The sequence below is a fragment of the Actinoplanes sp. TFC3 genome (genome assembly GCF_001553785.1).
In the GTDB taxonomy this organism is placed as follows: Bacteria; Actinomycetota; Actinomycetes; order Mycobacteriales; family Micromonosporaceae; genus Actinoplanes.
Genome location: NZ_LOJP01000001.1, coordinates 3,061,350 through 3,083,519, shown reverse-complemented (window position 1 = coordinate 3,083,519; position 22,170 = coordinate 3,061,350). Strand labels below are relative to the sequence as shown.

General features: G+C 71.1%; 19 protein-coding genes, 1 tRNA gene and 1 pseudogene. 4 read left to right on the top strand and 17 right to left on the bottom strand.

Annotation, left to right across the window (positions count from 1 at the left end; translation table 11 throughout):
• Window positions 1-52: 52 nt before the first annotated feature.
• The 7 genes from selB to TFC3_RS13665 form a co-directional block, all read right to left on the bottom strand.
• Entirely contained in the window at window positions 53-1,804 is a 1,752-nt protein-coding gene (selB, locus tag TFC3_RS13695; protein WP_067499746.1) for a selenocysteine-specific translation elongation factor, read from the bottom strand.
• Window positions 1,795-3,012 (bottom strand): L-seryl-tRNA(Sec) selenium transferase, encoded by a 1,218-nt coding sequence (gene selA / locus TFC3_RS13690; RefSeq protein ID WP_236718393.1) that lies wholly within the window; start codon window positions 3,010-3,012, stop codon window positions 1,795-1,797. Before selA ends, selB begins: the two co-directional genes overlap by 10 nt.
• Window positions 2,913-3,290, bottom strand: a complete 378-nt coding sequence (locus TFC3_RS39285) for a hypothetical protein (protein WP_236718115.1) — start codon at window positions 3,288-3,290, stop codon at window positions 2,913-2,915. The genes selA and TFC3_RS39285 overlap by 100 nt, the downstream gene beginning before the upstream one ends.
• 73 nt (window positions 3,291-3,363) lie before the next feature.
• Window positions 3,364-3,666 (bottom strand): GNAT family N-acetyltransferase, encoded by a 303-nt coding sequence (locus TFC3_RS13680; RefSeq protein WP_082772037.1) that lies wholly within the window; start codon window positions 3,664-3,666, stop codon window positions 3,364-3,366.
• 18 nt (window positions 3,667-3,684) lie between these two features.
• Window positions 3,685-3,909 (bottom strand): hypothetical protein, encoded by a 225-nt coding sequence (locus tag TFC3_RS13675; protein ID WP_067506611.1) that lies wholly within the window; start codon window positions 3,907-3,909, stop codon window positions 3,685-3,687.
• A 61-nt stretch (window positions 3,910-3,970) separates the two neighbouring features.
• On the bottom strand, window positions 3,971-4,333 hold the full coding sequence (locus TFC3_RS13670) for a LysR substrate-binding domain-containing protein (protein WP_067499740.1): 363 nt from the start codon (window positions 4,331-4,333) through the stop codon (window positions 3,971-3,973).
• A 34-nt stretch (window positions 4,334-4,367) separates the two neighbouring features.
• Window positions 4,368-4,463, bottom strand: a tRNA-Sec gene (locus TFC3_RS13665).
• Window positions 4,464-4,527: 64 nt separating this feature from the next.
• Here TFC3_RS13665 and selD point away from each other — a divergent pair.
• Both selD and TFC3_RS13655 read left to right on the top strand, forming a co-directional pair.
• A complete protein-coding gene (gene selD, locus TFC3_RS13660) occupies window positions 4,528-5,547 on the top strand; it encodes a selenide, water dikinase SelD (RefSeq protein WP_173745321.1) in 1,020 nt (339 codons plus the stop codon).
• 36 nt (window positions 5,548-5,583) lie between these two features.
• On the top strand, window positions 5,584-5,937 hold the full coding sequence (locus tag TFC3_RS13655) for an SRPBCC family protein (protein WP_067499737.1): 354 nt from the start codon (window positions 5,584-5,586) through the stop codon (window positions 5,935-5,937).
• Between the two features lie 62 nt (window positions 5,938-5,999).
• Here TFC3_RS13655 and nrfD read toward each other — a convergent pair whose 3' ends face one another.
• The 7 genes from nrfD to TFC3_RS13615 all read right to left on the bottom strand — a co-directional run bounded on the left by nrfD (window position 6,000) and on the right by TFC3_RS13615 (window position 15,878).
• Window positions 6,000-7,037, bottom strand: coding sequence for an NrfD/PsrC family molybdoenzyme membrane anchor subunit (gene nrfD, locus TFC3_RS13650; protein WP_369819620.1), 1,038 nt, complete (start codon window positions 7,035-7,037; stop codon window positions 6,000-6,002).
• A 407-nt stretch (window positions 7,038-7,444) separates the two neighbouring features.
• A complete protein-coding gene (locus tag TFC3_RS13645; RefSeq protein ID WP_067499735.1) occupies window positions 7,445-8,500 on the bottom strand; it encodes a 4Fe-4S dicluster domain-containing protein in 1,056 nt (351 codons plus the stop codon).
• Between the two features lies 1 nt (window position 8,501).
• Window positions 8,502-11,768, bottom strand: coding sequence for a formate dehydrogenase (gene fdh / locus TFC3_RS13640; protein ID WP_255363761.1), 3,267 nt, complete (start codon window positions 11,766-11,768; stop codon window positions 8,502-8,504).
• 177 nt (window positions 11,769-11,945) lie between these two features.
• Complete coding sequence (locus TFC3_RS13630) at window positions 11,946-12,638, bottom strand: phosphoribosyltransferase (RefSeq protein ID WP_236718114.1); 693 nt, start codon at window positions 12,636-12,638, stop codon at window positions 11,946-11,948.
• On the bottom strand, window positions 12,631-13,908 hold the full coding sequence (locus TFC3_RS13625; protein ID WP_067506602.1) for an erythromycin esterase family protein: 1,278 nt from the start codon (window positions 13,906-13,908) through the stop codon (window positions 12,631-12,633). The genes TFC3_RS13630 and TFC3_RS13625 overlap by 8 nt, the downstream gene beginning before the upstream one ends.
• 77 nt (window positions 13,909-13,985) lie before the next feature.
• Window positions 13,986-14,381 (bottom strand): NUDIX domain-containing protein, encoded by a 396-nt coding sequence (locus TFC3_RS13620; RefSeq protein ID WP_067499727.1) that lies wholly within the window; start codon window positions 14,379-14,381, stop codon window positions 13,986-13,988.
• Between the two features lie 339 nt (window positions 14,382-14,720).
• Entirely contained in the window at window positions 14,721-15,878 is a 1,158-nt protein-coding gene (locus TFC3_RS13615) for a spore photoproduct lyase family protein (protein ID WP_236718113.1), read from the bottom strand.
• A 178-nt stretch (window positions 15,879-16,056) separates the two neighbouring features.
• Here TFC3_RS13615 and TFC3_RS13610 point away from each other — a divergent pair, with 178 nt between their 5' ends.
• A complete protein-coding gene (locus TFC3_RS13610; protein WP_236718112.1) occupies window positions 16,057-17,373 on the top strand; it encodes a PP2C family protein-serine/threonine phosphatase in 1,317 nt (438 codons plus the stop codon).
• A gap of 11 nt (window positions 17,374-17,384) precedes the next feature.
• On the opposite strand, the gene TFC3_RS13605 is transcribed toward TFC3_RS13610, so the two are convergent.
• Complete coding sequence (locus TFC3_RS13605; protein ID WP_067499725.1) at window positions 17,385-17,699, bottom strand: type II toxin-antitoxin system PemK/MazF family toxin; 315 nt, start codon at window positions 17,697-17,699, stop codon at window positions 17,385-17,387.
• A gap of 166 nt (window positions 17,700-17,865) precedes the next feature.
• Between TFC3_RS13605 and gndA the strand changes: the two genes are divergently transcribed.
• Window positions 17,866-19,305: an NADP-dependent phosphogluconate dehydrogenase gene (gene gndA / locus TFC3_RS13600; protein ID WP_067499723.1), complete on the top strand. Its 1,440-nt coding sequence runs from the start codon at window positions 17,866-17,868 to the stop codon at window positions 19,303-19,305.
• Window positions 19,306-19,344: 39 nt separating this feature from the next.
• On the opposite strand, the gene TFC3_RS13595 is transcribed toward gndA, so the two are convergent.
• Together TFC3_RS13595 and TFC3_RS13590 are read right to left on the bottom strand one after the other, a co-directional pair.
• Entirely contained in the window at window positions 19,345-21,663 is a 2,319-nt protein-coding gene (locus TFC3_RS13595) for a bifunctional diguanylate cyclase/phosphodiesterase (protein ID WP_067499721.1), read from the bottom strand.
• 185 nt (window positions 21,664-21,848) lie between these two features.
• Window positions 21,849-22,170, bottom strand: a pseudogene (locus TFC3_RS13590) (phosphoglucomutase, alpha-D-glucose phosphate-specific); the annotation flags it as partial.

Here is a 22,170-nt window from a genome sequence, read left to right as displayed (position 1 = left end):
TCGCCACCATCAGCGGCCGGTCCGCCGACCGGTCCGGGTACCACGGTGGTGGCTAGGGCATTGCTGAGCCGGTGACAGTGCGCCGGTCGTCGCCGTGGCGCCGGGTGGCGCCCATCGCATCGAGCAGACCGAGCAGAGGCACCGCGACGCGCCGCGTGGTGTCCAGCGCCTGCCGCGCCTGACTCAACGTGAACGGCTGCGGCAAATCAGCCAGCACCTGTACGGCCCTCTCCGGCGTTCCCCGGCGCAGCACGACCCCGGGTGCGACCTGCACGACAAGCCCCGCCCGCTCGGCGGCAGCGAGCTGGCGGGCGCCGATCCCGAGCTCTGTGAGCCGATTCGCCTCGGGCGCCGCGAACGCCCCCAGCTCGGCGAACGCCGTCTCCACGGCGCGTACCAGGTCGTCGGGTACGCCGGTGCCGCCCGCTGACACGCGCCCGCCGCGTGCCACGAGCGGCGGCTGTACCAGCGCCTCGACCAGCGCGCGATCCGGTAGCCCGAGCCGGTGCCGCAGCGCCTCGATAGGCGCGCCGGGCTCCAGCGGGTTCTCCTTGGCGTACCGTTCGACCTCCTCGCACAGTCGATCGCCCAGCGCGGCCCAGTAGCCGGGGTCGGCTAGCCACTCCCCGGCCACCGCCGCACCGGTGGCTTCCACGCCCATGCGGGCCAGCTCGGGGCGTTTGATCAGCCGGCGGCGGCGCAGCTCATCGGCGGCGTCCGGGGTGCCGTCGAGGCGTTGCAGAACCTCGGCGCGGGCGGCGGCGGCACCCCGGCGGGTCAGGCCGGGCGGCACCACGTCGAGCACCGTCACGCCGCCGGCGACGTGGTGGCGGCCCGGATCGCGCAGCAACGCGCGGTCACCGATGCGCAGCGGCAGGGCCCGGCTCAGGCGCAGGCGGGCGGTGTCGGGGCCCAGTGGACGTACCCGGACAGCCACGGCGGCCGAACCGAGATGAAGCGTGAGCGATCCGGCCAGCTCGGCCACGCGATCGCCGTGCACGCGCACGTCCACCAGATCGGTGTACAGGAATTGACCGGGTGTGAGCAGGGCGGCCCCCCGGCCGACCGCTTCCTTGCCGACACCGCGCAGATTGACCGCCACCCGCGCCGGGGCGTGCACCTCGCCGACCGGCTGGCCCAGGCTTTGCAGACCCCGCACCCGCACCGGCTTGCCCGCGCCGGTCAGTTCCAGCTCGTCGCCGGTGCGCAGCACCCCCGCGCCGAGCGTGCCGGTCACCACCGTGCCCGATCCCTTGATCGTGAACGAGCGGTCGACCCACAGCCGCACCGGCCCGCCCTGCCCCGGCGGAAGGCTGCCGACCAGCCGGGCCAGGGCGGCGCGCAGCTCGTCCATCCCCTGACCGGTGACCGCGCTGACCGCTACCGCCTCGACGTCCTTGAGCGAGGTCCGCGCGAGTTCGGCCAGGGCCAGTTCGGTGGCCGCCTCGGGGGCCTCCAGGTCGCTGCGGGTCACCACGAGCAGCCCGTGCCGCACGCCCAGCGCGTTCAGGGCGGCGAGGTGCTCGGCGGACTGCGGCATCCACCCCTCGTCGGCGGAGACCACGATCATGGCCGCGGGTACCGCTCCGATGCCGGCCAGCATGTTTGTCACGAACCGCTCATGACCGGGTACGTCCACAAAGGCCACGGTTTCGGCGCCGACAGCGGTCCAGGCGAAACCGAGGTCGATGGTCATGCCCCGGCGGCGTTCCTCGGCCCAGCGGTCCGGTTCCATTCCGGTCAGCGCTCGCACCAGCGTGGACTTGCCGTGGTCGACGTGCCCCGCGGTGGCGATCACCTGCATGCTTGCACGGCTTCCACGATGTCGCTGTCGCGGTCCTGGGGCACGCAGCGCAGGTCGAGCAGCAGCCGCCCCTTCTCGACGCGGCCCACCACCCGCTGCTCGCGCAACGGCCCGGCCAGGTCCTCGGGCAGGGCGATGGCCCACGAGTCGAGTTCCAGCTCCGGTGCTCCCCCGCCGCCGACCACTGCCTTGGCCGGCGTCAGGCTGCCGCCGACCTTGCCGGCCACCAGCTCGCTGCGCTGCTTGAGCCGGGCGAGGTCCATGCGCAGCGCTGCCCAGGTCGGGGTTTGCGGCCCGGTCAGCGTGGCGTGCAGGGCCGCCAGGGTCAGCTTGTCCACGCGCAACGCCCGGGCCAGCGGGTGGCGCCGCAGCCGGTGCACCAGGTCCTTGTCGCCGAGGAGCAACCCCGCCTGCGGCCCGCCCAGCAACTTGTCCCCGCTGGCGATCACCAGGTCGGCACCGCTGCGCACCGTCGAGGCCGCGTCCGGCTCGTCCGGCAGCAGCGGGTCGGGGCTGAGCAGCCCGGACCCGATGTCCGCCACGATCGGCGCGTTGAGCGCCGCCAACTCGGCGATGCCGGCCGCCTTGGTGAACCCCCGCACCACAAAGTTGGAGGGATGGACCTTCAGAATGAACCCGGTGTGCGGCCCGATCGCCTCGGCATAGTCGGCCACACCGGTCCGGTTGGTGGTGCCCACTTCCCGCAGCCGCGCCCCGGTCGAGACGAGAAGGTCGGGCAGCCGGAACCCGTCGCCGATCTCCACCATCTCCCCGCGACTGACAATGATCTCCCGCCCCTGCGCCAGCACGGTAGCGGCCAGCACCAGAGCAGCAGCCCCGTTGTTGACCACATGCACATCCCCGGCCTCCGGCACCGCCCGCTGCAGAGCCTCGAGGGTGTCGCGCCCCCGCTTGGCCCGCTTGCCGGTGCCCAGGTCAAGCTCGACATCGGTATGCCCGGCGGCCTCGGTGACCGCCTGAATCGCGGCATCGGATAGAGCAGCGCGCCCGAGGTTGGTGTGCAGGACCACGCCGGTGGCGTTGAGAACCGGCTGCAGCCCGGCCCGCAGGCTGCGAAGGGCAACCTCCGCGACCTGACCGGGATCGATCAGAGCATCACGCGCCTGCTGCTGAGCGTCCGAGACAGCTTCCTTGACCCGGGTACGCCCCCAACGCCCAGCAGCAGCGACGAGGCGCTCATCAGCCAGGACAAGGTCAGTACGCGGAATGAGCCGGCGGGAATCCATAACGAGTCCAGGTTAGTCCGCGCTGTGCCGGCCTGCACGGCCACGACCAGCCAGTCGTATTCGTGCTGGAACAGCGTGAAGTGCTCGGTGCTGTGCAGGTCCCAGCGGTCGGCGGCCCAGGTGCCGGCCACGGCGGCGCCCATGCCGATGAGGACGGTCAGGATCACACCGATGCGCTGGCGGCCCGGTAGCAGGATCCGGGCTGCCACGCCGATGACTGCGCCGGACAGAATCGCCACGAGATAATTTGAGCGTCCACGGGTTCCCGGTGCCCCGGGGCGGGTGGCGCTCGAACGTGAGGCAAGCTCGGACCTATTTCATCTTGCGGGTGTTGCGGACCACCAGGGCGTCGAAGTCCTTGTGCTCTTCCAGCCAACTGCCGAGGAACGGGCAGATCGGTACGACCGTACGGGACTTGTCCTTGGCGTCCTGCATCACCGCACGGGCGAGGGTGGAGCCGACGCCCTGATGCTCGAACTCGGGTTCGACCTTGGTGTGGGTGTAGGCGATGATCGAGCCGGTCAGCTGGTAGGTGACCACTCCGGCCAGCGCACCGTCGTCGTCGCGGGCCTCGAAGCGCTCACGCTCGGGCACGTCGGTAACCGTGATACTCACCGGGTCATCCAACCACGATCAGCCCGGCTGGTGGTCCTGCGGGGAATCGCCGAGCGCCCGGCGTACCTGCTTGAGCAACTCCGCCTGGAACGCCGACACGCTGCCGTCGGCCAGCCCGGCCCGGTAGTCGGCGCCGGTGCCGGGATGGGCCGCCCGGTGCGAGTCGGGGCGCCCGGCCGCACCGTCAGCGTGCCCCGCGGAGTAGGCGTACAGGGCGTCGTCGAGGGGGGTTTCATCGGGCACCGAGACACTGTTGCACACACGTTGAGCTGCGACTACCCGCCGATCAGCCGGTTGACCGGGGTCACCGCTGCCGCTCTGAGCAAACCTCGCGGTGCAGGCGCGCCGACTCGGCTGTGATGGCTTGCACCATGGCGAGCGCGCGGGCCGAGCGTCCGGGCGGGGTGACCACCACCGCCTGACGGCCCGGCCAGCCCGTGTCGGCGACGGCGAGCGTGCGCACGCCGGCGGGCACGGTGGGTGCGGCCAACTGGGGCACGACGGAGATGCCGAGGCCGGCGGCGACCAGGCCGAAACGGGTGGGCCAGCTTCGTACGGCGAAAGCGATCTGCGGGTCCTTCAGGGTGGGCCACGCACCGAACTGGGGGTCGCCCTTGGCGCCCTCGCCGACGATCCACGCCTCGGCTGCGAGGTCGGCGGGGCGCACGGTGCTCAGCTGGGGCGGCTTGGCGCATGGTGGTTGGCGGAGGCGGACGGGAATCGAACCCGCCTGACCCGGATGCCGGGTCACACCGGTGTTGAAGACCGGGAGGGGCACCAGCCACCTGAACGCCTCCATCGATCACCCTAGCCCGGACGGTTGGTGCGGCACGTGGCAGGTCCCGCGCCGCGCGTGCGAGAGTGGCGGGTGTGACGACGAACGACATCAAGAGGCTTACCGGGTACGCCCATGGTGGCGGATGTGCGTGCAAGATTCCGCCGGGCGAGCTCGAAGCGGTGGTTGCCGGGCTGACCGGGAGCGGCGTTCCGCAGGGGCCGGGTGAGCTGCTCGTCGGGCTTGATGATGGTGACGATGCGGCGGTGGTGCGCATCGCCGCTGGCACAGCCATTGTGGCGACCGCTGATTTCTTCACGCCGGTGGTCGATGATGCGTACGACTGGGGGCGGATCGCGGCGACCAACGCGCTGTCCGATGTGTACGCGATGGGCGGCGCGCCTGTCGTGGCTGTGAACCTGCTCGCCTGGCCGCGCGACCTGCTTCCGATGGAGTTGGCCGCCGAGGTGCTGCGCGGTGGTCTGGATGTGGGCCGTGCAGCCGGGTGCCACGTTGCGGGCGGGCACAGTGTCGACGACCCGGAACCCAAGTACGGCATGGCGGTGACCGGGGTCGCCGACCCGGCCAAGTTGCTGCGCAACGACGCGGGCGTGGCGGGCATCCCGCTGACCCTGACCAAGCCGCTGGGCATCGGCGTGCTCAACAGCCGCCACAAGCGGACCGGCGAGGTGTTCCCGCAGGCCGTGGCCGCAATGACCGAGCTGAACCGGGCCGCTTGCGAGGCTGCTGTCGAGGCCGGAGTGGTTTGCGCAACCGACGTGACAGGCTTCGGTCTGCTGGGCCACTTGCACAAGCTCGCGCGGGCCAGCGGGGTCACGGCCCGGGTGGCGGCCCAGGCGGTGCCATACCTGGAAGGCGCCCGGCAGGCGCTGGCGCAGGGTTACGTCAGCGGTGGCACCAAGCGCAATCTTGATTGGGTACGCCCACACCTCGACCCGGCCACCCTCGGCGAGGACGAGCTGTTGTTGCTCGCCGACGCCCAGACCTCGGGCGGGCTGCTCATCGCCGGCGAGATCCCCGGCTATCCGGTGATCGGCGAGCTGGTCCCGGCCCGGGCGGACGGTGTGACCCTTGAAGTCCGCTGACGGCATGAAGCCGCCCGGAGCGGGAACGTGCACCCCATGACGACGATCAGCACCGAGTACGGCTTCAACGCGCCCGCCGAGGTGGTGTTCGGTGTCCTCACCGACCCGGACCGCACAGCCCGCTGGCTGCCGTCGCTGGTGCACGCCGACGCCGCGGACTACACCGTTGACGTGGTCACCGACAAACTCCAGGTGCGGTGGCAGCCTTCAGGTTTCCCAGGATTGCAGGGTACGGCGGAGGTCCGCGACGCTCCGGCGGGCGGCAGCGTGCTGCGCGCCGAGGTCGAGGTGCCGGTCGGCGCAGGTGATCAGGAACAGGCCGAGAACCTTCTGGCTGAGGCCATGAAGCTACTGCAACGCGACGTCTCCGACAATTTCAACGCCGGCTGACGGAAAGAGAACGGCGCGGCGCCGCGCGCGGCGAGGGAGAGGGGCCGCCGCGGCCTGGTCACTCAGAAAGCCGCCGCGGCCGGGCCGCCTTCGCGCTTGAGGCGGTCGGTGGGGGCCAGGGAGCTTGGCCCGCCGGCCATGGTCTTGGCGTCGGTCGTTGCGCTTTCGTCCACCCCTGCTGCGGCGGCTCGCGCGGCCAGGCGTTCGCGCTGCGGGATGACCGTGTACTTGGGGTCCCTGGCCGACGCCACCCCGCCGTCGAAGATGCCGAAGCGGGTGGCCAGCGAGCCGCCCAGCAGCGACAACCCGGACAGCGCCGACACCACCCGGCTCCTCCGTCCGATCAGCGCCCCTGCCGCACCGACCGCGGTCAGCAGCCGGGCCGCCCGCAGCAGCTTGCCGGCGCGGCCCTGCTGGTACGGCTCGCTGAGCAGGCCCATGCCGCTTTCGACCCGGTGACCGGCGTACAACTCCAGCGCCGCACCGGCAACCGCCATCCGCCGCGCAGGTCCGGCCTCGGCGGTCGGGGCGGCGAGCAGGCCGACGCTGGCGCCGCTGGCCAGGGCGCTGCCGGCGAACAGGAACGGCAGATCCGGGTACGCGGCGTGCCAGCTCGGTGTTGCCGTGTCGGCCAGCAGCACCGCCGTGTAGGTGGCCAGCGCCGGGGCGGCCACGGCGGCGGCGTACTGGCCGCCGGTGCCGAGCGGGGGCAGGACGCGGCGGGCCAGGCCGAGGATGCCGTGTCCGGGCAGCAGGGGTGCTGCCTCGGCGACCGCTGCTACACCGGCGGCACCGCCGAAGGCGCTGAGGATCCAGGTTCCCATGGACATCGGCGAGGTGGGCTTGGCGATGCGCAGCATGTTGACGAAGCGCTCGGGGCGGCCCAGGTCGTTGATCAGGAAGTACGTGCTGGCCACGAGCGCACCGAGCGCGGTGACCCGGCCTGTGCGGCGCAGCGCGGGACGCCCGGTGGCGTCACCGCCGGCGGCGAGCAACGCCGAGCCTGCGGCGAGACCGCCGGTGAACAGGTACGCGGCGATGTCGTGGTGCCAGACCGCCGCCTTGACGATGGGCCGGCCGTAATAGGACCGGAACTCCACGGGCGGCACCATGGACCGGTCTCCGCGCCCGCCCTTGCCACCGCGCCGGCCCGCACGCCTCCGGCCGCCATCCCGAGACCCTCGACCGCCGCCGTCACGCGAACCCGCGCCGCCGCGAGCACCAGCAACGCCGGAGCCGCCACTGGCGGGGCCGCCGCCGGTCTCGCCGCTGGAAGCGGGCTCGGTACCCGGCGACAACGCTTCGCGCGCGCGATCGCCTTGCTCGCCCTCGCCGGTCTCGTCGCGGGTCAGGCCACTCCCCGGATGCCCCGCAGGTGGCGGCGCCACGCGATCCCCCACCGGCTTACCCACCGCGGACCCCGCAGGCCGCCCCGCACCGATCCGGCCAGCCTCCGAGCCACTGCCCGACCCGCCCGTGCCGTCGTGCTCGTTTGCCGGCTCGGTGCTCATGCGCGCCTTCCCAAGAAAGAAGCCACTGCCGTCGCGGCCATCGCGAGCGCCGCCCAACCCGCCCGCTTGTACATCGCCGGCAGGTCGCGGGTCGTCACGATGGGGTCCGGGGGCAGGCCGTACACCTCCGGCTCGTCGAGGAGCAGGAAGAACGCGCCGTCGCCGCCCACGCCGTCCTCGGGGTCGTGGCCGTAGAGGCGGGCCTGGTCGACGCCTTGCTCGTGCAGGGCTTCGACGCGGCGGGCGGCTCGCTCGCGCAGTTCGTCCAGGTCGCCGAACTGGATTGACTCGGTGGGGCAGGCCTTGGCGCAGGCGGGGGTCAGTCCGTCGCCGATGCGGTCGTAGCAGAGCGTGCACTTCCACGCCCGGCCGTCTTCCTTGCGCTGGTCGATGACGCCGTACGGGCACGCCGGAATGCAGTAGCCGCAGCCGTTGCAGATGTCCTCCTGCACCACCACGGTGCCGAACTCGGTGCGGAACAGCGCCCCGGTCGGGCACACATCCAGGCAGCCGGCGTGGGTGCAGTGCTTGCACACGTTGGACATCATCAGCCAGCGGAAGTCCGACCTGGGCGCATCCGTGGTGCGACCGGGCAGGTCCGTGCCGGGCATCCCCAGGAACTGGGTGCCGATGGTGCCGGCCGCGGCCAGGGCGTCGACGGCCGGCTGCACACCTGGGGACGTACCCGTGTCCTGACCGACGCCTGCCCCGACCACCGCCGTGGCCGCACTGACGGATGGCCCGGTCGGCATTCCCGCGAACGCGCCCGGGGTGTCCGTGCCGTGACCGCAACCACCTGCCGTGGGTTGCTCGATGAACGCGACGTGGCGCCACGAGTTCGCGGTCAGGCCGCCGGTGTTGTCATAGGAGGTGCCCAGCAGGTTGAAGCCGTCGTCGGGGACGAGGTTCCATTCCTTGCAGGCCACCTCGCACGCCTTGCAGCCGATGCACACGCTGGTGTCGGTGAAGAAACCCTTGCGGGGCGGGGCATCCACATAACCCGCGTCCGATGCCGGGTCGAGCGGGCCGTAGAAACTGTTCGAGCCGGCCACGTCAGCCTTCCTCCTCGACCTCGGTGGTCACCAGCGGCGCCTGGTGATCGGGGCGGAGCTCGGCCCGGTCACGGTAGCTCTGCACGTAGTCCAGCAGGTGCTTACCCGTGGGCCGGCGGCCCGGCTGGATGTCGCACGTGCCGACCTTGCTCTCCTGGATGAGCACGTTGGGGTCCAGGGTGATGCCGATCAGGTCGTTCGCCGAGTCACCGGTGACCAGACCCTCGTTACCCCAGTGGTACGGCATCCAGATCTGGTGCACGATGCGGTCCTCGATGCGCAGCGGAGTGAGGCGGTCGGTGACCAGCACCTTCGCCTCGATCGCGGCGCGGGCCGTGACGATGTGCGCCCAGCCCAGATGCTGCAGACCACGCTCGCGGGCCAGTTCCGGGGACACCTCGACGAACATCTCCGGCTGCAGCTCCGACAGGTACGCCAGTTGCCGGCTCATCCCGCCCGCCGTGTGGTGCTCGGTCAGGCGTGAGGTGCTGAAGACGTACGGGTACACCTCGGCGTGGCGCTCGGGCGGGCTCGGGTTGGTCAGGTTGTCCGAGCGGTCGTACACCTTGCGCGTCGGGTTGGCCTGCTGCTCGTACAGCGGGTTGCGCACAGTGGACTCGACCGGCTCGTAGTGCGTGGGCATCGGGCCGTCAATCAGCCCGCTGGGCGCGTACAGCCAGCCCTTGCCGTCGCCCTGCATGATGAACGCGTCGTCGCCGGAGATGGCGGCGACCCCGGTGGCGTCCTTGTCCGGCCGGTACGACGGGGGCTTGGTCTTCTCGAAGTCCGGCACGTCGTAGCCGGTCCACTCGCCGGCTTCCTCGTCCCACCACACGTACTTCTTGCGCTCGGACCACGGCTTGCCCTCGGGGTCGGCCGACGCGCGGTTGTACAGGGTGCGCCGGTCCGCCGGCCAGGCCCAGCCCCACTCGCGCGCCACCCAGTCCTGCTCGGTGCGCGGCTTGCGGCGGGCGGCCTGGTTGACGCCGTCCTTGAAGACGCCGGTGTAGATCCAGCAACCGCCGGCCGTGGAGCCGTCTGCCTTCATCTCGGTGAACGACGACAGCGGCTTGTGCGTGGCCACCTCGTAGCCGTTGATCTCGAACAGCACGTCCTCGCCGCTGGGTTCGTCGCCGCGCTTGCCGTGCAGCGGGTAGTTCCAGGCCAGGTTGAGGACGCCCTGGTCGCGCTCGAGCTTGGAGTCCGCCAGCCGTTCGCGGATGATGCGCCCGAGGTGGTAGAAGAACCACAACTCGGAGCGGCAGTCCTGCGGGGGCTCGACGGCCTTCTCGCGCCACTGCAGCATCCGCTGGGTCTGGGTGAACGTGCCCTCCTTCTCGGCGTGGTTGGCCGCGGGCATGAAGAACACCTCGGTCTTGCACTGCTCCGCAACGATCTCGCCGGTGGCGACCTCGGGTCCGTCCTTCCAGAACGTGGCGCTCTCGATCATGAACAGGTCGCGCACCACGAGCCAGTCCAGGTTTGCCATGCCCAGGCGCTGGGCGCGCCCGTGGGCCGAGCCGACCGCCGGGTTCTGCCCGAGCAGGAAGTAACCCTTGATCTTCCCGTCGATCATGTCCAGGACCTGCTGATAGATGCCGTGATCGCCGGTCAGGCGCGGCATCCACCCGTATCCGAAATCGTTGTCCTCGGTGGCCGCGTCGCCCCAGTAGGCCTTGAGCAGGCTGACCGCGAAGGACTTGGCGTTGGCCCAGAAACCCTTCTGCTCGGGGTGGCGGATCGCGTCGATCCACTGGTCGAACGTCTCGTGCTGGCTGTGGTGCGGCATCGGCAGGTAGCCGGGCAGCAGGTTGAACAGCGTCGGGATGTCGGTGGAGCCCTGGATGCTGGCGTGCCCGCGCAGCGCCATCACCCCGCCGCCGGGGCGGCCCATGTTGCCCAGCAGCAGCTGGATGATCGCGCCGGTGCGGATGTATTGCACGCCGACGCTGTGCTGGGTCCAGCCCACGGAATAGACCAGAGCCGTGGTGCGCTCACGCCCCGAGTTGGCCGTCCAGGCCTCGCAGACCTCCAGGAACTTGTCCTGCGGTACGCCACAGAGCCGCTCGACCACCTCGGGTGTGTAGCGGGCGTAGTGCCGCTTGAGCACCTGGTAGACGCAGCGCGGATCCTGCAGCGTGAGGTCGCGGGGCACATCGGCGGGGATCGGCGGGCCGTGCGACTCCTGTTCCAGCCCGGAGGCGGTCTCCCGGTCGACGTGGGCCTGGCCCCGGCTCTGACCCTCGTCCTGCTGACCGGCGTACTGCCAGCTGCTCTGGTCGTACGCGTTGATCTCCGGGTCGTAACCGCTGAACAGCCCGTTGAGGTCCTCGGTGTCCTTGAAGTCCTCGCTGACCAGCATGGCCGCGTTGGTGTACGCGACCACGTACTCGCGGAAGTCCTTCTCGTTGCTGAGGATGTAGTTGATGATCCCGCCGAGGAACGCGATGTCCGCCCCGGCGCGGACCGGCACATAGGAATGGGCAAGCGCGGACGTGCGCGTGAACCGGGGGTCGATGTGGATGACCTTGGCGCCACGCTTCTTGGCTTCCACGACGTACTGGAAGCCGACCGGGTGCGCCTCGGCCATGTTCGAGCCCTGGATGATGATGCAGTCGGCGTATTCCAGATCCTGCAGGAAGTTGGTGGCCCCGCCGCGGCCGAAGCTGGTTCCCAGACCGGGAACGGTTGCGGAGTGTCAAATACGCGCCTGGTTCTCGATCTGAATAGCACCGATCGCGGTGAAGAGCTTCTTGATCAGATAGTTCTCTTCGTTGTCCAGCGTGGCGCCACCGAGGCTTGAGATGCCCAGCGTGCGGTTGAGCGGGCGGCCGTCCTCGTCCTTGTCCTCCCAGGTCTGCTCGCGCGCGGCGAGGACCCGGTCGGCGATCATGTCCATCGCAGTGTCGAGGTCGAGCTCTTCCCAGTCGGTGGCGTACGGCCGGCGGTAGAGAACCTTCTGCTGCCGGCGGTCGCTGGTGACCAGGCTCTTGCTGGCCGAGCCCTTGGGGCAGAGCCGGCCCTTGGAGATCGGGCTGTCCGGGTCACCCTCGATCTGGATGACCTTCTCATCCTTGACGAAGATCCGCTGCCCGCACCCGACGGCGCAGTAGGGGCACACCGACTTGGCGACCCGGTCGGCGGTCTCGGTGCGGGCGGTCAGCGTGCGCGAGCGCTGCGACTGCGCCGCCGCGCCCCGGCCCAGCGGGTCCGTGCCGGTCAGCTGCCGGTAGACCGGCCAGCCCTCGATCCACGTTCGAACTCCCACGTGATCGACACTAGTACAGAGCCAAGTCACGCGCTCGCACTGTGGCCCGCAGGGGCCAATGTTGCCACTGTGCGGTCCAGGTCACCCCGCTGGGAGCGCCGAGGTGCTGCTGGAGACCTGTTTGCCCGGGTGCAGCGGCTGCTCACGCCGGCCGGGGCGCGCTGAACCGGGACTTGGTCAGGACGTGACGCGTACCAGCAGGTGGCGGTGCACGTCGGCGTCGGTGAGCTGGGCGAAATCGTCGTAGAAGCCGGCCACCGCGGTGAAGCTGGCCGGGCGTTTGAGGCAGATCACCGCGTCGGCGTCGGTGGACAGGGCGTGGTCGGCTTCGCGGGAGCAGACCGGCGCGGCGAGCAGGATCGGACCGGCGTGCCGGGCGCGCAGCCAGCGCAGGGCCGCCCGGGCCGTGCAGCCGGTGGCCACGCCGTCGTCCACCAGAATCGTGAGGCGGTCGGCGGGGTCGGGTGCGGGCCGTTTACCGCGGTAGTGGGCGTTGCGGCGGGCCAGCTCCGTACAGGCGGCTGCGGTTTCGGCGGTAAGGGCGGCCGGGGTGAGCCCCAGACGCTGCAGCAACCCATCGTCGAAGATCGGGTCGCCGTTCTCGGCGACCGCCCCCACCCCCAGCTCGGGACGGCCGGGCGCGGAGATCTTGCGCACGAGCAGCAGATCCAGGTCGCCGCCGACCGCTTCGGCGACGCGGGACGCCACCGGGACGCCGCCGCGGGGCAGCGCCAGGACCAGCGGTGAGCGGTTGACGGCGAGGTGGCCGAGGCGGCGGGCCACCATGGCGCCCAGGGCGCGACCGGCTTCCCGTCGGTTCGCGAAGCGCGCCGCCGGGTGCAGTGGGGGAAGGCGTCCGGCGTCAGACACCGGAGGGATACGTTTCCGGCTCGTGGACCTGCACGCTCGCGGTGTGCAGCGCGCGCAGGGCCGTGGTCTCGTCGAACCAGAGGAACGCGTCGTAGCGCTCGCCCAGCGTGGTGGGCACGTAGTTGCCCCAGCGTTCGCGTTCCGGGCGGTACACCACGCCGATCGCGCGGTGCGCAAGCTCGTCGATCAGCAGTGGCGGTGGGTCCTCGCGGGGGAACGTGAACAGCGCCCGCGCAGGAGCGGTGGCGTGCAGGATGTCTTCGAGTGAGTCGTCTCGTGCGGGTGGCACTCCCATCACCTCCATAGGTGCACCCCAGGATTGACCGGCGACGACCGTGCCGCGATGGCTGCCGAAGCCCACGAGCAGCACGTTGTCCGCGCCGTACCGGTCGCGGGCGAGTTCGCCGAGCGTCACCTCGCCGTGCCGCGACTGGTCGGTGGCGCGGGCGTCGCCGACGTGCGTGTTGTGCGCCCACACCACGGCTTTCGACCCGGGACCGTAGTGCTCGAGCAGCCGGTCGAGGGTCTCGTCCATGTGTCTGTCGCGCACGTTCCACGCGCGGGCACCGCCATGCACCATCGCGCGGTAATAGTGTTCGGCGCCGGCCACGACTGCGGCGTTCTGCCACAGCCCGAACTCGGTTTCCCGCGCCGTGGCCCGCTCGCGCAGCTCGGTGAGCAGGCGGATCACGTCGGGCTCGCAGGTGGCGTCGACGAAGCGGGTCGCCCACGCATAGGCCTGCGGATCCTCGGCGAAAGGCTCGAAGCAGCGGTACGCCCTCAGCGCCCCCGGCACCTGGTCCGGGTCGTGGTCGCGCAGGTAAACCAGGATCTCACGCAGCGACTCCCACAACGAGTACACGTCGAGGCCGTGGAACCCGGCCGGCTTGGCGCGCCCGGCGTTGAGCTGGCGCAGCCGGCGGGTGAAGTCGACGATCTCCTCGTTGGCCCACATCCAGGCAGGCCAGCGGTCGTACTCGTAAAGTGCTTCGCGGGGGTCCTCGACGCCGCCGGGCAGGGCTCGCACGCTGGCGTCCACCCGCGCGCAGTCGGGCCAGTCGCCCTCGACGGCCACGAACGAGAACCCGTGCTCCTCCAGGAGCCGCTGCGTGATGGCCGATCGCCAGTGGTAGAACTCGTGCGTGCCGTGGCTGGCCTCGCCGAGCATGACCACCCGGGTCCCCGCCGCCCGGTCGATCAGGGCATCAAGATCACCAGCAGTGCGCAGCGGTACCGCCAGTGCCGCCACTTGATCGCCGTAGCGTGACATGAGTCCGCGCATACCCTCGGTGACCACCGCTATACGTCTGACTTCGCGGGCCGAAGACGCTGACTGCGCCGAACGGGTTACCCGCCGAACAATTGCACGGTGGCGGCCAGTTGTGAATGCACGGGCACCGGCAGACCATCGACCGCGAACCATCCCAGTTCGTCGAACTTGTGCGGTTCACCGATCACCACGGCGGCGGGCTCCACCCGTACCGAAAAAACTAGCGCAACCCAATGCGAGCCGGGCCGCAGCACATTGCGTACGCCCAGCAGCTCGATGTCATGGCTCTCGGCGCCGTATTCCTCGCGCACCTCGCGGGTCACGGCCTGTTCGAAGGTCTCGCCGAATTCCACGGCACCCGCGCCGGTATCCCACGTCCCCGGCTCGTCGCGCGCCTGCGCGGAACGTTTGGCCAGCAGAATGCGGCCCGCACCGTCATGGCGGACGAAGACGCACGATACGCGGGGGTCCATGGGTGACATTTTCTCAGGGGCGGCTCCGGGAGATCACCCGATTTTCCGCAGCCATTGTGGACGGCAGGCTCCTTGCGGCGGTCGTTCTCACGCTCGCCGCCTCCGCCTCCGCTGCGGCTCTGGCCGGTCTGCCGGACGACGAGGCCAGTGCCGCGCTGGTCCACCAGCGCCCCGGCCGACGACATCCACCTCCCCGGCCCGCACGCGCACGGCTACGAAGCCACCAGCACCGGCTGGCGCGACGTGACCCTGGCCAACCCGTCGCTGCAGTGGTCGGCCGCCGCGATGATCTCCAGCGCATCATCGCCGCGGCGCTGGCCTCCTGAGCCGGTTCACCGGTCACGTCCAGTACAGGATGCGGCAGGCCGGGAGGCGCTTGGCGATCTCCTGCTCGAACCAGGAGCGCATCCCGGTCATGGTGGCGCGCGGGTACACGTACTTCACGGCGCCGAACTTGCCGTGCTTGCGGTCCCGGGCCTGCTCGTCCATCTCGAGGTGGGTGCGCGGGTACCAGCCGAGCAGCACGTCCTTGCTGCCGGGCGTGAACCGGTGGGTGATCAGCTCGGCGGTCAGGTCGAGGTTCTCGACGCCGTCCACCGCGCGGGCCACCTCGTCGAGCAGGTGGGCGTAGTGCTCGGGCCAGTCGGGCAGGGCCATGATCGGGGCGATGGTCAGGCCGACCGGGTAGCCGTCGCGGGCCAGCCGGCGCAGGGCGGCGAGCCGGTCCTCGAGGCGCGCGGTGCCACCTTCGAACCGGGTGGTCACGGGCAGGCCGTTGATGCTGAACCGTACCCGGGTGCGCCCGTGGTGACCCAGTCCCACGAAGTCGTCGATGTCGGCGAACTTGGTGGTCCACCGCAACTGCACCGCATCGTCCCAGTCGCCGAAGTGCTCGACCGCCCGGCGCCAGCTACCGGTCAGGTGTTCCAGGGCCAGCGGGTCGGTGTAGCAGGACGCCTCGAACGTGGTGCCTTCCTCGGGGCGGCGCTTGGCTGTGCCCGCGTACTCGGCGAGCCCGGCGAGGATGTCGTCCAGGTCGGCGTACACCCGGGTCACCGGCGGTCCGGACAGCGAACCGGCCAGATAGCAGTACTGGCAGTGCGCCGGGCAGCCCTCCGCCAGGTCGAACCGCCAGTCCGCGCTCGGCGCGATGGGTTGCAGCTTGCGCCGCGACGGCGGGCTCACCACGATCGCCAGTGTCGCCTTGGCCCGGGCGTAGGTCTCGCGCTCGTTCTCCCCGCGCAGCCCGGTCAGCCGGTTGCCCTTGAGCCGCTCGACCTCGAGCCCGAGCGCGGCCAGCCGCTGCATGATGCGCAGCCCGTGCGGATGGTCATAGGCAGCCGGCGTGGCCACCACCCGTTTGGGCGTCCACCTGCGGGCCGGTCGGGCCGCGGGGGCGATCCCGGTCAGATCATGCACCACGGTACGTTCCCCGCTCGCACTGTGCGGGGCGGGTGGCACGTCCGGAGCCAGCGGCCGGGTCAGATCGATGACCAACTGATACCCGGCGCCCGGCGAATCTCACCGCCGATCCCCCCTCGCCGGAACCGCCGCCATGGTCGCCCGTCCGGGTGATGCGCTACCCCGGGTGACACGGGTGGGATGGTCAAGCGGTGTCCGGGGGATCCACCAGCCCGTAAGGACGAGGACCGCAAGCGAGGACACGGGCGGTCAGATGCGCGACGGGATGGGGGCGGGAAGCTGGATGGGCGGCCGGCAGGCTTACGTGGCGGCGGTGCGGGGCCTGCGGGACACAGCACACATGCCGGCTGACATCCCGGCGCGCTTGCTCGCCGAGCAGGCGGCGGCCCACCGGATCGAGAGCACCGAACGGCTCGGCAACCTCGGCTGGGGCGAATGGGACCTGCTCAGCGGGCAGGTGCACTGGTCGGCGCAGATGTACCGGATCTACGAGCGCGACCCGGCGCTGGGCCCGCTGGACCAGGCGGCGCTGCAGGCGCTGACCCTCGCCGAGGACCGGCCGCTGCGCACAGCCGCCTGGCAGGCCTTCGAACGCGGCGAGCGGATGGACACCATCACCCGGGTGCGCCTGGGCGGTCACCTCAAGTACCTGCGGACCGTCGTGGACGCCACCCGCAAGGCCGCCGGCGAGCCGCTGCGCATCTTCGGCATCGTCCAGGACGTCACCGCCCGCGAGATGGGTGCGCTGCGCTTGGCCGAGGTCGAGCACCAGTTGGCCGAGCAGCGCCGCTCGCTGGACGCCGAACACGAACTCGCCGGCCGGCTGCAACGCATCATCCTGCCGGTGCCCGCCGAACCCCTCGACCTGCCCGGCCTCAAGGTCGCCGTACGCTACTTGCCCGCCAGCCAGGAGGACCTGGTCGGCGGCGACTGGTACCACGCAGCGCCGATGGCCGACGGCTCGGTGCTGCTGGCGGTCGGCGACGTGGCCGGGCACGGTACGTCGGCAGCCACCACGATGGCCCAGCTGCGCTATTCGCTGCGGGCCCTGGCCGTCACCACCGGCGACCCGGCGACCCTGCTGGGCCATCTCAACCGGATCACCTGCGACCTGGCCCAGGAGAGCGGCGCCGCCGAGACCACGGCCACCGCCGTCGTGGCCCGCTTCGACCCGCTGCAGCGCCGCCTGACCTGGGCCCAGGCCGGTCACCCGCCGCCGCTGCTGGCCCGCGCCGGGCGCACCGCGGCGCTGCCCCGCCCGGCCGGCCCGATGCTCGGCGTGATCGACAACGCCCGCTACGAGACGGCCGAGCTGGACCTGCAGATCGGCGACCTGCTGCTGTGCTACACCGACGGGCTGGTCGAGCACCGCCGCCGCGGGCCCGACGACGGGCTGGCCTCGGTGATGCACGCCGTCGACGAGGCGGTCGCCGCCGCCCCCGGCCGCCCCCTGGGCCAGCTACTGAGCCGGCTGCGCCAGGCCAACCCGGAAGACGACACCTGCATCCTGGCCGCGCGCCCGATCACCGACGAGACCCGCGATCTGCGCCGCTACCTGCGCGGGCGCTAGCCGTTGGAGCGCTACAGCTCGAAGAGGTTGCGCATGGCCTCGGTCAGGCGCGCCATGCTGGAGCCGGTCACCATGCCGATGCGTTCGGCGCCGATGGAGGCCGGCAGCCGGCGCATGCGGTTGATGACCACCACGCCGGTGATCGGGTCCTGCTCGGTGAGCGCCACCGCGTACGGCGGAAGCTCGGTCACCCCGCGCTGGCGCACGATGGGCGCGCAGAAGGGCGAGGCGTTGGGCCGTTCGTTGAAAGAGTCGGCCGAGAGCACGAGGACCCGGTAGCGCAGGTCGGTGCGGCTGCCGATGGTCCAGATCTCGCCGCGCTTCACGCGCCGAGCGTACCGTCGCGGCGATCTTAGGAACTCGGCGCGTCCGCCCTCCCCCGGCGGATGCGACGAACGTGCAGGTGGGCAGCGGTTCGAACGAAGTCCATCGCTTATCCGTAACAATGTGCGTGACGGCTTGCGACGCGGGGCGCTCGGAGGAAGGACGTTCATGACGGAAAAGGCACAGATCGGCGTGACGGGCTTAGCGGTGATGGGGCGCAACCTGGCCCGCAACTTCGCCCGGCACGGCCACACGGTGGCGGTGCACAACCGCAGCCACAACCGGACCAAGGAACTGGTCGAGGAGTTCGGCCACGAGGGCACGTTCCTGCCCGCCGAGAGCGCCGAGGACTTCGTGGCGAGCCTGGAGCGCCCGCGCCGGGTGGTCATCATGGTCAAGGCGGGTAAGCCCACCGACGCGGTGATCGACGAGTTCGCGCCGCTGCTCGAGGAGGGCGACATGCTCATCGACGCCGGCAACGCGCACTTCGCCGACACCCGCCGGCGCGAAGCCGCCCTCAAGGAGCGGGGCCTGCACTTCGTGGGCACCGGGGTGTCCGGCGGCGAGGAAGGCGCGCTGCACGGGCCGAGCATCATGCCCGGTGGGTCGAAGGAGTCGTACGAGTCGCTCGGTCCGCTGCTGGAGGACATCTCGGCCAAGGTCGACGGCGAGCCGTGCTGCGTGCACGTGGGCCCGGACGGCGCCGGGCACTTCGTCAAGATGGTGCACAACGGCATCGAGTACGCCGACATGCAGCTCATCGCCGAGGCGTACGACCTGCTGCGTCAGGCCGGTGGGCACACGCCGGAGGAGATCGCGGGCATCTTCAGCGGCTGGAACGAGGGGCGGCTGGGGTCGTACCTGATCGAGATCACCGCCGAGGTGCTCAAACAGGTCGACGCGGGCTCCGGCAAGCCGTTCGTGGACATCGTGCTGGACCGCGCCGAGCAGAAGGGCACCGGCCGGTGGACCGTGCAGTCCGCACTTGACCTGGGGGTGCCGGTCAGCGGCATCGCCGAGGCCGTTTTCGCACGGGCCCTGTCGGGCGGCGCGGACGTGCGCGACGCGGCGGCGCAGGCGGGGCTTCCGGGTCCGGCGGCCTCCAGCGGTACGTACCAAGGTGACCTGCAGGCCGATGTCGAGCAGGCGCTGTTCGCCTCGAAGATCGTCGCCTACGCGCAGGGGTTCCAGCAGATCCAGGCGGCGAGCGCGGAATACGGCTGGGAGATCGACCCGGGCGCCATGGCGAAGATCTGGCGCGACGGCTGCATCATCCGGGCCAAGTTCCTGGACTTCATCAAGCAGGCGTTCGACAAGAACGCCGGCCTGCCGACCCTGCTGGTGGACCAGTACTTCCTCGACGCGGTCAGCGGGGCGCAGGACGCGTGGCGCCGGGTGGTGGCCGCCGCGGCCCAGCAGGGCATCCCGGCCCCCGGGTTCGCCTCAGCGCTGGCCTATTACGACGGGCTGCGGGCCGAGCGCCTGCCCGCCGCGCTGATCCAGGGCCAGCGGGACTTCTTCGGCGCCCACACGTACCACCGGGTGGACAAGGACGGCTCGTTCCACACCCTCTGGGCCACCGACGACCGCAAGGAAATCGACGCCTGACGTGCCGCTGTGAGCCGGTCCTGGACGCTCAGGGCCGGCTCAGACCGGTACCGCGCGGGCGTTGGAGATCATCAGCGCGGCCATCTCCTCGGGCGGCAGCGGCTTGGCCATGTGGTAGCCCTGCCCGAGCCGGTATCCCATCTCGCGCAGCCGCTGCATCTGCGCCTCGGTTTCGATGCCCTCGGCCACCGCGTACAGGTCGAGGTACTCGGCGAGCTGGGCCACGGCGGCGGCCACGGCGAGGCGCCCGCGGTCCTCGCCGTCGCAGATGCCGTCGACGAACGACTTGTCGAGCTTGAGCACATCGACCGGGAAGGCCCGCAGCAGGCTGAGGCTGCTCGATCCGGTGCCGAAATCGTCGAGCGCCAGCCGTACCCCTAGATCGTGCAGTGCTTGCAGGGTGTCGCGGACCTGGCGGCCGTCGACAACCGAGGACTCGGTGACCTCCAGCACCAGGTTGGCCGGCAGCAGCCCGGTGTCGCTGAGCACCGCGGCGACCTCGTCGACGAACCCCGCCTCGCGCAACTGACGGGCAGCCACGTTCACGTTGATGGACCGGATCGCCGCGCCGCCGTACTGGACGTGCCACTGCGCGAGCTGCGTGCACGCCTCGCGCAGCACCCAGGAGCCGAGCGGCACGATGAGCCCCGAGCGTTCCGCCACCGGGATGAAGTCGCCCGGCGGGACCGGCCCGCGCGTCGGGTGCCGCCAGCGGACCAGGGCTTCGGCGCCCGACATGCGCCCGGTGGTGATGTCGAAGACCGGCTGGTACGCCAGGTGCAGCTCATGGCGGATGATCGCGTTGTGCAGCTCGCTGCCGAGCCGGGCATGGTTGACCACCTCGTTGCGCATGCGCGGTTCGAAGCGGGTCCACGACGCCTTGCCCGAGGCTTTGGCCGCGTACATGGCGATGTCGGCGTTGCGCAGCACCTCGTCGGCGCTGTCGCCGGTGCCGGCCAGGGCCACGCCGATGCTGGCGTTGGCGAGCAACTGGTGTTCACCCACCTTGAACGGCACGGCGAGCGCGGCCAGAATGCGGGCCGCTGCGGCCTCGGCCACCAGCGCGTCGTCGGCGTCGAGCAGCACGGCGAACTCGTCGCCGCCGAGCCGGCAGGGCAGGTGGGTGATCGCGCTGTGGTGGCGCAGCCGCTGGGCGATGCCGACGAGAAGCTGGTCGCCGACCGCATGCCCCATGGTGTCGTTGACCATCTTGAAGTCGTCGATGTCGATCAGCAGCACGGCCGCGGCGCGGTGCTCAACGAGGCGTTCGGCGAGCACGTTGCCGAACTGGGCGCGGTTGGCCAGCCCGGTGAGCGGGTCGGTCATCGCCAGGTGGGTCAGCTCGGCCTGCTGGCGGCGGATGCCCACGAGCAGCTTGTCGTTGGCGCGCAGCCCGAGCAGCTGACGGGCCACCACGCACGCCGCGATCAGCACCGCGCCGATGATCACGACGCGCTGGTCCCAGCCGAGCTGGCGGGCCGAGACGAAGATGACCAGAGCCGCGGTGGCGATGACCGCCGCCTGCGGCAGCGCGTTGTACAGTCGCCGCCCGCCCAGTGCCTTCGCCGCCGCCTGCGGGTTGGCCAGCACGAACTTCTGGTGGTACGCCGCCAAGCACATCGACAGCCCGACGATCGGCACAGCCAGCACGGACAGCCACAGCCGCCCGAGGTCGCCACCCGCGATCAGCAGCACGGCCGCCGCCACCGCCACCAGCGGCGCCAGGGCCAGGATGCGCAGGGCCACCGAGTCCACCACGCTGGCCGGGCTCATCGCCGCACGGATGATCAGCACCAGGGCGATCATTGCCGCCACGCCGACGATCGCGGCGCCGTGCTGGGTCACCCCGTCCACCGCCGGACCGGCAAGGTCGAGCACCACGTACCAGAAAATCAGGCCGCCCGCGACCGCCACCGTGGCCCCGTCGAGCAGGATCTGCGCCCACCCCAGCGCCGTCTGATGCTCGCGCGGCAGCAGGAGGAAGGCCAAGATGAAGAAGGCAACACCCAGGAGCAGGGGAGGCGCCACGTACGGTGAAAGCCCCGGATTGTTGTTCGCCAGCGCCAGGCTGCCCACGGCCCCGATGCCCACACTGAGCGCCGCGCGCCCCACCATCCGCCAGAACCCGCGAACCGGCCGGGCCACCACAATCATGGCCCCGATCCGCCGGCACGACACGTAGGCCGCAGCCATGGCCACCGGCCCCGCCGCGTAGCCGATCCGCAGCGGACCCTCATGGCCGGTCAGCAACCACACCAGCACCGCCAGCACCGCCAGCACCGCCACAATCGGCGGCAACGGGCCCGGACGGACCTGCTTGCGCGCGCGGCGGCGGCCCCGCTGGGGAGGTGCGGTCATGGTGACAAACAGCTTTCGTCCGAAAGGTCCTGGTGGACTTCCAGTCGGCTGCACGACCGCTGACCTGAGATTTCCCGCTTCCCGCGGGGGTTGTCCGCCGTTGCTGAGCCGCCCGCCCGGCGCGGATCGCACCGGGAGGCGGGTGGAGGGCGCCTGCCGGATCACACCGGCAGGCGCCCGTTGCCCTAACCCTTCAGCGCGGCGCTCACCACGGCACGGGCTTCTTCCTGGATGCGGCCCAGGGCCTCGGGGCCCTTGAACGACTCGGCGTAGATCTTGTAGACGTCTTCGGTGCCGGAGGGGCGGGCGGCGAACCAGCCGGACTCGGTGACCACCTTGAGGCCGCCGATGGGGGCGTCGTTGCCGGGGGCCTTGGTGAGGACCGCGGTGATGGGGTCGCCGTCCAGCTCTTTCGCGCTGACCTGCGACGGGGACAGCTTGGCCAGAACGGCCTTCTCGTCCGGGGTGGCGGGGGCGTCGATGCGGGCGTACGCGGGGGATCCGAAC

Excerpts from the sequence above, each read along its gene's own strand:
- selB (WP_067499746.1), bottom strand. The coding sequence starts at position 1,804 with ATGCAGGTGATCGCCACCGCGGGGCACGTCGACCACGGCAAGTCCACG.
- TFC3_RS13655 (WP_067499737.1), top strand. The coding sequence starts at position 5,584 with ATGACGACGATCAGCACCGAGTACGGCTTCAACGCGCCCGCCGAGGTG.
- TFC3_RS13625 (WP_067506602.1), bottom strand. The coding sequence starts at position 13,908 with ATGTCACGCTACGGCGATCAAGTGGCGGCACTGGCGGTACCGCTGCGC.
- TFC3_RS13620 (WP_067499727.1), bottom strand. The coding sequence starts at position 14,381 with ATGGACCCCCGCGTATCGTGCGTCTTCGTCCGCCATGACGGTGCGGGC.
- TFC3_RS13610 (WP_236718112.1), top strand. The coding sequence starts at position 16,057 with ATGCGCGACGGGATGGGGGCGGGAAGCTGGATGGGCGGCCGGCAGGCT.
- gndA (WP_067499723.1), top strand. The coding sequence starts at position 17,866 with ATGACGGAAAAGGCACAGATCGGCGTGACGGGCTTAGCGGTGATGGGG.
- TFC3_RS13595 (WP_067499721.1), bottom strand. The coding sequence starts at position 21,663 with ATGACCGCACCTCCCCAGCGGGGCCGCCGCCGCGCGCGCAAGCAGGTC.